10 protein-coding genes are annotated in these 7493 nt (G+C 69.4%); 5 read left to right on the forward strand and 5 right to left on the reverse strand.

Going from position 1 to position 7493, the window contains the following annotated elements; genetic code table 11:
- Nucleotides 1-4 precede the first annotated feature (4 nt).
- From ABD378_RS27535 to ABD378_RS27545, 3 genes are read right to left on the reverse strand one after another with little or no spacing between them, the layout of a single operon-like run.
- Complete coding sequence (locus tag ABD378_RS27535) at nucleotides 5-190, reverse strand: DUF397 domain-containing protein (protein WP_344524883.1); 186 nt, start codon at nucleotides 188-190, stop codon at nucleotides 5-7.
- A gap of 9 nt (nucleotides 191-199) precedes the next feature.
- Nucleotides 200-382 carry a DUF397 domain-containing protein gene (locus tag ABD378_RS27540; RefSeq protein ID WP_344524885.1) on the reverse strand — a complete coding sequence of 61 codons (183 nt, stop codon included), beginning with the start codon at nucleotides 380-382 and terminating at the stop codon, nucleotides 200-202.
- 12 nt (nucleotides 383-394) lie between these two features.
- Entirely contained in the window at nucleotides 395-1246 is an 852-nt protein-coding gene (locus ABD378_RS27545; protein ID WP_344524887.1) for a helix-turn-helix domain-containing protein, read from the reverse strand.
- Nucleotides 1247-1553: 307 nt separating this feature from the next.
- Here ABD378_RS27545 and ABD378_RS27550 point away from each other — a divergent pair, with 307 nt between their 5' ends.
- Nucleotides 1554-1994: an ATP-binding protein gene (locus tag ABD378_RS27550; protein ID WP_344524905.1), complete on the forward strand. Its 441-nt coding sequence runs from the start codon at nucleotides 1554-1556 to the stop codon at nucleotides 1992-1994.
- On the opposite strand, the gene ABD378_RS27555 is transcribed toward ABD378_RS27550, so the two are convergent.
- On the reverse strand, nucleotides 1991-2476 hold the full coding sequence (locus ABD378_RS27555; RefSeq protein ID WP_344524889.1) for a cupin domain-containing protein: 486 nt from the start codon (nucleotides 2474-2476) through the stop codon (nucleotides 1991-1993). The two genes, ABD378_RS27550 and ABD378_RS27555, sit on opposite strands and share 4 nt — an antisense overlap.
- Before the next feature lie 206 nt (nucleotides 2477-2682).
- On the opposite strand from ABD378_RS27555, the gene ABD378_RS27560 reads away from it, so the two are divergent.
- The 3 genes from ABD378_RS27560 to ABD378_RS27570 all read left to right on the forward strand — a co-directional run bounded on the left by ABD378_RS27560 (nucleotide 2683) and on the right by ABD378_RS27570 (nucleotide 6433).
- Nucleotides 2683-3615: a hypothetical protein gene (locus tag ABD378_RS27560; RefSeq protein WP_344524891.1), complete on the forward strand. Its 933-nt coding sequence runs from the start codon at nucleotides 2683-2685 to the stop codon at nucleotides 3613-3615.
- A 143-nt stretch (nucleotides 3616-3758) separates the two neighbouring features.
- Complete coding sequence (locus ABD378_RS27565; protein WP_425583866.1) at nucleotides 3759-5120, forward strand: nitrate/nitrite transporter; 1362 nt, start codon at nucleotides 3759-3761, stop codon at nucleotides 5118-5120.
- A gap of 131 nt (nucleotides 5121-5251) precedes the next feature.
- Nucleotides 5252-6433: a uroporphyrinogen-III synthase gene (locus tag ABD378_RS27570; protein WP_344524895.1), complete on the forward strand. Its 1182-nt coding sequence runs from the start codon at nucleotides 5252-5254 to the stop codon at nucleotides 6431-6433.
- Here ABD378_RS27570 and ABD378_RS27575 read toward each other — a convergent pair.
- Nucleotides 6425-6991 carry an anthrone oxygenase family protein gene (locus tag ABD378_RS27575; RefSeq protein ID WP_344524897.1) on the reverse strand — a complete coding sequence of 189 codons (567 nt, stop codon included), beginning with the start codon at nucleotides 6989-6991 and terminating at the stop codon, nucleotides 6425-6427. The two genes, ABD378_RS27570 and ABD378_RS27575, sit on opposite strands and share 9 nt — an antisense overlap.
- Before the next feature lie 165 nt (nucleotides 6992-7156).
- Between ABD378_RS27575 and ABD378_RS27580 the strand changes: the two genes are divergently transcribed.
- On the forward strand, nucleotides 7157-7493 hold a 337-nt coding region (locus ABD378_RS27580; RefSeq protein WP_344524899.1), incomplete at its 3' end, for an ABATE domain-containing protein.

The following is a 7493-nucleotide window of genomic DNA, read 5'->3' on the forward strand; positions in this document are numbered from 1 at the left end:
TGCCTCAGCGTGGGGTGGTTTTGAGGGTGCGTATTAGGGCGTGGAGGCGGTCGGGGGTGGTCGTGAGGGTGATGTCGGGTTCGTCGCTTTCGCGGAGGCGGATTGTGCCGTCAGGGGCGGTAGCGACGTAGACGCAGTTGGCGGCCTCGGCGCTGTAGGTCGACTTCTGCCAGTGGAGTTCGGGTGTCATCGGGAGCACTCAGCGTGGGGTGGTTTTGAGGGTGCGTATTAGGGCGTGGAGGCGGTCGGGGGTGGTCGTGAGGGTGATGTCGGGCTCGTCGCTTTCGCGGAGGTGGATCGTGCCGTCCGGGGTGGCGGCTATGTAGACGCAGTTCGACCCGTCGGGGCTGTAGGTCGACTTCTGCCAGTTGTAGGTGTGCAATGCGGTCCCTTCTCAGATGCTTCGCATGATGCGTTGTATGAAGTCGCGCGACTTTTGCGGCTTGAGTGCGCAGGCCTCCATGCGGTCCAGCACCGTGCGGTACTTGTTCAACTGAGCCTCTGCATCCAGGAATTCGCAACCGTGGTGGGTGTCCAGCTGAACAGTGTCGAGCTGCGGGACGGGGCCGCGAACGTAGTCGAAGGACTGGCCGTTGCCGGGGAAGCTGGGCGTGGCGAAGGGGATCACGCGGACGGTGACATTGTCCTGTTCGCCCAGTTCGAGGATGTGGGCAAGCTGGCTGCGTGCGGTGTCTGAACCGCCGTACTGCATGCGTAGCGCTGCTTCGTGCACGAGTGCTGAGTAGGGGAGTGGATCGGAGCGGTGAAGCAACGCCTGCCGCTTGATCCTGAACGACAACCAGTGTTCGAGTTCGTACGGCCTGAAGGCCGGAACGGCCTCGCCGAGCATTGCGCGTGCGTGGTCCGTCGTCTGGAGGAGCGCCGGAATGTGCAGTGTCAGCGCCACTTGTAGCTGGGTGGCGTGGTGCTCAAGTTCCGCCAAGTCGATGAGGTCTGGACGTAGGTGTTCGCGGTACTCCTCCCACCAGCCGCGAGTGCGCCGTCCCGTCATGGCGGCGAGGGCATCCACCAGTGAGTCGTCGGTGCACGTATAGGCGCGCGCCGTGGCGCGGACGCGGTCGGCGCTGACCGGGGTGCGGCCGGTCTCGATCATGCTGACGCGCGCTTGGTTGACGCCGAGGTGCGCGGCGGCCTGGGTGGCGGTGAGCCCTGCTCGTTCCCGGAGCTTGCGCAGTTCGGCGCCCAGTCTCCGCTGGCGCAGCGTCGGCGTACTGGTGGGCGGCAAAGCGCCTCCTTTCAGGCCGTGTTGTGGCTCCTGCGTCCCTCACACGAGTGAAGGGGCGATACATCTCCAGTGATAGGTGAGAAGTATCTAACTGTCTGCTCTACCGTAGTTCACGAACCGCTCAACTCGCGGCGCCACCAAGGCGGAAGAGCACCACGACCGTGGCCCTGCCACCGCGCGACGGATCCGCGAGCGAGCCGAATCCCCCTGCCCCTGGGAGGCCTCCATGGTCACCGTAGCCCCACCCCAAGGCTGGTCCTACGCCCTTCATCTGCCCCGTGATCCAAGAGCGCCCCGCGTCGCCCGTATGACCTTGCGGGCCGCGCTGACCGGGTACGGCATGGGTGAACTCCTTGACATCGCCGAGCTGTTGACGTCGGAGATAGTCACCAATGCCTACCGGCACACGAAAGGGCCCGCCTCGCTGCGGTTGCGGTCTGTCCGGGCCGGGCGGCTTCGTGTCGGGGTGTGGGACACCAGCCCCCACATCCCTGCCCCCTTCGACAAGCCACCCGGCGCGTTCGGTGCGCCCGTGCCGGTGGACTCCGACGGTGGGCGTGGGCTCTTCCTCGTACGGCAGTGCGCCGATGCGTGGGGCGGGTGGCCGCTTGGGGATCAACTTTTCGGCAGCGGGGGGGAAGTTGCTGTGGTTCGAGGTGCAGGTTCCTGTGGGTTGCGTGGGTTGCGTGGGTTGCGTGGGTTGCGTGGGTTGCGTGGGTGCGGCGGCCGGAGGGCTGGAAGGGGCTAGAAGATGAGCCCGTGCTTCGTGACGAGCGCCATCGTCGCTTCCATGTCCATCGAGCAGCCGTAGAGCCCCGCCTTCTGCTGCATGGCCTCCGGGCTCAACTCCTCGCTCTGCTGGTCGAGCCACCGGAACAGCTCCTCCAGGCCTCCTGGAGAGATGATCTCGAGCAACCGGGCCGGGGTGTCGCCCGCGTTCCAGAACGTGTGCCACTCGTCGCGCGGCTTGAAGACGAGTTCGCCGGGTCCGGCCACGACCTCCTCGTCACCGAACCTCGCACCGACCGATCCTTCGAGGATGAAGCTGAACTCGTCCTCGCGGGTGTGTCTGTGGACCGGGGCCGCGAGAACCTTTGGCGGCAGACGATGCTCGACGAGCGCGAAGCGGCCAGCCTGCTCACCGCTGTCGATCAGGAAGCGGTCCCCGCACGCCTGCTCCGGCTGATGGAGCTCGCCGTCCTGCGGCCCCAATATCCGATGCTCGATCACTGGGCGCACCGCCCTCCGCGAGGACTCGACAGACCACCACGTAATTTCGACGATACGCGTGCGGACTGCCTCGTTCCAGGTGTCCCGGAGGCCACCGGTGGGCCTTGTGCGCCGCATGCCGCGTGGTGGATGTTGGGGGTGGGCGGGGGCAGGGGGTTTCCGCTGGGCTCTGTGAAGAGCCGGACAGCGAAGGGATCCCAACCCGTATGACTCAGCCTCCCGGTCAGCCGCCGCACGGCGGGCAGCAGGACCGATCGCAGGACGGACAGCAGTACGGACCGCAGGGCGGGCAGCAGAGCGGATTCGGGCCTCCGCAGCAGCCCCAGCCGCCCGTACCGGGGGCGCCCGCCGGTCCTTACGGCGCACCGCCGCCCCCGCCGCAGCAACCCGACGGGCAGAACCCGTACGCGTCGCAGGGACCGCCGCCCGCCCAGCCTCCGTACGGCCAGCCATACGGTCAGCCTCAGCCGGGTCCCTACGGCCAGCAGCCCCAGCAGCCCCAGCAGCCCCAGCAACCCTTCGGCCAGCCCGGCCCCCAGTACGCCGGCTACCCGCCGCCCCCTCCGCCCGGCGGGAGCGCAGGCAAGAACAAGCTCGCCCTCGTCATCGGCTCCGTCGTCGTCATCGCCGCGCTCATCGGCGGCGGCATCTTCCTCGCCACCAGCGGCGACAGTGGCGACAGCGGCGACGACCAGAAGCCGAAGGCCGACAAGAGTGTGGCGGCCAGTCCCTCCGCCTCCGAGTCCGAGGAGCCTTCCGCTCAGCCCTCCGAGGACCCCCTCGACGACCCGACCGAAGCCGATCCCGATGCCGAACAGGCCCGGCCCCCCGGAGACACCGGCTATCAAGGCCAGTGGCAGAACGCCGAGGCCAAGACGCTCACCATCGGCGACAAGCTCACCTCGGGGCAGGGCAAGGGCAAGCACTCGGTCTCGTACATCGACGCGGGTGGCGACGGGCTGTGCATGGGGCTCGGGCAGGAGCAGGGCGGCACCGGCTTCCGCATCGCCCTCAAGTGCGGCACCGGCGACGACAAGAAGTACATCTCGGCCGACCTCACCCAGGCCAACGACGAAGTGACCCTCAAGTGGGACAAGGGTGGCGGCAGTGACGTACTCCCGTGGGTGAACAAGGCCTGACCTGCGCCGACGCCTCCCCGCGAGGGGCCCTCACCGCCCGCCCCGCCGCCAGGTGAGAGCAAAGTTCCCCGCCGGTCACCGCGTGCCACAGGACTGAAACCCGCCCTCCCTACCTTCGGGGCCATCAGTCGCCGGCTGTGGAGATGCGGAGGTCTGTCATGTGGATCCAACGGTGGGACCCGGAAGACGTGAAGTTCTGGGAGGAGGAGGGAGGCGAGCGGGTCGCCCGGCGGAATCTGGTGTTCTCGATCCTCTCGGAGCACATCGGGTTCTCCATCTGGACCCTGTGGTCCGTGATGGTGCTGTTCATGGGGCCCGAGTACGGGATCGATCCCGCCGGGAAGTTCTTCCTGGTGTCCATGGCCACCCTCGTCGGGGCCGTCGTCCGCGTCCCGTACACCTTCGCCGTCGCCCGCTTCGGCGGGCGCAACTGGACGATCATCGCGGCGAGCATGCTGCTCCTGCCCACCATCGCGGCCTTCGTCGCCATGGAGCCCGGGACCTCCTACACCACCTTCATGGTGTGCGCCCTCCTCACCGGCGTGGGCGGCGGCAACTTCGCGTCCAGCATGACCAACATCAATTCCTTCTTCCCCTTGAGGAAGAAGGGGTGGGCGCTCGGGCTCAACGCCGGTGGCGGCAACATCGGCGTACCCGTCGTCCAGCTCGCCGGGCTCGCGGTCATCGGCGCCGGTGGCGGGCCCCGCGTGCTCCTGGGGATCTACATCCCCCTCATCTTCGTCTCGGCCGTCTGCGCCGCCCTCTTCATGGACAACCTCGCGACCGTGAAGAACGACACCGGGGCGGCCAAGGAAGCCGTGCGGGACGCGCACACCTGGATCATGGCCTTTCTGTACGTGGGGACCTTCGGGTCCTTCATCGGGTACAGCTTCGCGTTCGGGCTCGTGCTGCAGACCCAGTTCGGGCGTACGCCGCTGCAGGCCGCCGCCGTCACCTTCATCGGGCCACTGCTCGGCTCGCTGATCCGGCCCGTCGGCGGGCGGCTCGCCGACCGGTTCGGCGGTGCCCGCATCACGCTGTGGAACTTCGTCGGGATGGGCGCGGCCACCGCGGTCGTCGTCATCGCCTCCATGCAGGAGTCGCTCGCGCTCTTCGTCGCCGCCTTCGTCGTGCTGTTCGTGCTCAGCGGGCTCGGCAACGGGTCGACGTACAAGATGATCCCCGGCATCTTCCAGGCCAAGGCCCTCCAGAAGGGGCTTCAGGGGGAAGCCGCCGCGGCCTACGGACGGCGGCTCTCCGGGGCCTCCATGGGGCTCATCGGCGCCGTCGGCGCGCTCGGCGGGCTCGGGATCAATCTCGCCTTCCGGCAGTCCTTCCAGACCGTGGGGTCGGGGACCGGCGCCTTCCTCGCCTTCCTCGCCTTCTACGCCGCGTGCTTCTGCGTCACGTGGGCCGTATACCTTCGCCGCCCCGCGGCCACCCCGGACTCCGGCCGGGCCGCGGACGAGGAGGCAAAGCCCCAGCTCACGTACGCGGAGGTCTGAGGCAGGTGCGGTCGTACGCTGGTGTAACACGTACGACATCGTGATGATCCGGGGTTGTCACGGGCCGTTGGCAGGCTCGTTCAACCCCGGACCACACATCGCGCAGTACTAGCGGGACGAGAGCAGCTGCCATGCACGCGACCCCTCAGAACGGTCAGCAGGACAACCGGCACCAGAGCAACGGTCACCAGAACGGCCCCCTCGCCGGATTCACCGTCGGCGTCACCGCAGCCCGGCGTGCGGACGAGCTCGGTGCGCTGCTCCAGCGGCGTGGCGCCACGGTCCTGCACGCGCCCGCACTGCGCATCGTTCCGCTCGCCGACGACAGCGAACTCCTCTCCGCCACCAAGGAATTGATCGACCACGCGCCCGACGTGGTGGTCGCCACCACCGCGATCGGGTTCCGCGGCTGGGTCGAGGCCGCCGACGGGTGGGGGTTCGGCGATGCGCTGCTGCAGTGCCTCAGGGGTGTCGAGCTGCTCGCCCGCGGGCCCAAGGTCAAAGGCGCCATCCGTGCCGCCGGGCTCACCGAGAAGTGGTCACCCGCCTCCGAGTCCATGGCGGAGGTGCTCGACCGGCTGCTCGACGAAGGCGTCGACGGGAAGCGCATCGCGCTCCAGCTGCACGGCGAACCGCTGCCCGGCTTCATCGAGTCGCTGCGCGCCGGGGGAGCGGACGTCGTCGGCGTCCCCGTCTACCGGTGGATGCCGCCCGAGGACCTCGCTCCCGTCGACCGGCTCCTCGACGCCACCGTCGCGCGCGCCGTCGACGCGCTGACGTTCACCAGCGCGCCCGCCGCCGCGTCCTTCCTGGCCCGCGCCGAGGACCGTGGCATGTCCATCGAGCTCTTCGCGGCCCTCCAGCACGACGTCCTGTCCGCCTGCGTGGGCCCGGTCACCGCGCTGCCGCTGCAGGCCCGCGGCGTCGACACGGTGCAGCCCGAACGCTTCCGGCTAGGCCCCCTCGTACAGATCCTGTGCCAGGAACTGCCCTCCCGCGCCCGTACGTTGCCCATCGCGGGGCACCGCGTCGAGATCCGCGGCCACGCGGTCCTGGTCGACGACGAGCTGCGGCCCGTTCCGCCCGCGGGGATGTCGCTCCTTCGGGCGCTCGCGCGGCGCCCGGGGTGGGTGGTGTCCCGCGCCGAACTCCTGCGCGCGCTGCCCGGCGCGGGGCGCGACGAGCACGCCGTGGAGACCGCGATGGCCAGGCTGCGTACGGCACTTGGGGCTCCGAAGCTCGTCCAGACGGTGGTCAAGCGGGGCTACCGGCTCGCGCTCGATCCGGCCGCCGGGTCGAAGTACTCAGATTGAGCCGGCTGCCGGGGCCGAGTGCTCCGGCCGACGGGCGGCCTTGCTGTCCCGCCCTCGCAGCACCAGCGCCCGCGCGAGCAGGCCGACCGCCACGGTGGAGAGCAGCGTCCGCACGACGTTCCAGGCCAGCCACGTGTCCTCGAACTTGTCGCGCACGGCGGCCGGATCGGCGATCTTCGCCGGGTCGCCCGCGTCCGCGAGTTCGTCGTTCAGCGGCACGTTCACGACCGACGTGATCGCGAAGGCCACGAGGTAGACGACGAGCGCCGCGAGGACCCACCGGTACGAGCCGGTCCCGCGCAGCTGCCACGCGGAGACCGCCGTGAAGAGCAGCGCCCCGATGAAACTCGCGAAGAAGACCGGATTGTTGAACGCGTCGTTCATGTTCTGCATGACCTCGATGAAGACGCGGTCGTCGCTGCGCCCGAGGCCCGGCATCACACCGCAGGAGAAGATGTAGAAGGTTCCGGAGATCAGGCCCATGGCGACGATCGCCGCCCCCAGAACGGCCCCGGCGCTGCCCTGCCCCCGCTGGTTCGTCACTCGGTTGTCTCTCATGGGACCGAGTCAACCGGCCCGGCGGGCCTCCGACCATGGTTCCGAAGCGCACCCCCATAAGCGGGCGTCTCACCCGCGCGCGGTGGCAGGGGTTCCGCACCCGCCCGAGGCGAGGCACTGTAGGGGGAGCACTCACCGGTAACCCCACAAGGCGGTGACAGGCGCATGGCACTGGGCATGGACCCGGCCACGTACGAGCTGCGATTCGACTCCGGGCGGAGCTGTCTGGACCTCGTGGCGACGAACCACCCCGTGGAACGGCTCGACTCCGTGGACCGGCTGCTCGCCTGGCTCGCGGGTGCCGGGCTCGTCCCGGATCACACCGCCCTGCCCGGGGCGCGCCCGGTCTGGCTCGTGGCCTTCCGCGAACTGCGGGCCCAGGTCGGGCAGCTGGTGCTCGCCGAACTCGAAGGGCGGCCCGCGGAGGCCGCGTTGGCGGGGGTCAACTCCCGCGCGGCACCCGCGCCACCCGCCCCGCGTGCCGTCCGGCGCCCCGACGGCA

The organism is Streptomyces rectiviolaceus (genome assembly GCF_039533825.1).
Taxonomy (GTDB): domain Bacteria; phylum Actinomycetota; class Actinomycetes; order Streptomycetales; family Streptomycetaceae; genus Streptomyces; species Streptomyces rectiviolaceus.

Bases quoted from the DNA above. Each gene is read 5' to 3' on its own strand.
- ABD378_RS27575 (WP_344524897.1), bottom strand. From the start codon at position 6,991: ATGAGAGACAACCGAGTGACGAACCAGCGGGGGCAGGGCAGCGCCGGG.
- ABD378_RS27550 (WP_344524905.1), top strand. From the start codon at position 1,554: ATGACCTTGCGGGCCGCGCTGACCGGGTACGGCATGGGTGAACTCCTT.
- ABD378_RS27570 (WP_344524895.1), top strand. From the start codon at position 5,252: ATGCACGCGACCCCTCAGAACGGTCAGCAGGACAACCGGCACCAGAGC.
- ABD378_RS27535 (WP_344524883.1), bottom strand. From the start codon at position 190: ATGACACCCGAACTCCACTGGCAGAAGTCGACCTACAGCGCCGAGGCC.
- ABD378_RS27560 (WP_344524891.1), top strand. From the start codon at position 2,683: ATGACTCAGCCTCCCGGTCAGCCGCCGCACGGCGGGCAGCAGGACCGA.
- ABD378_RS27565 (WP_425583866.1), top strand. From the start codon at position 3,759: ATGCGGAGGTCTGTCATGTGGATCCAACGGTGGGACCCGGAAGACGTG.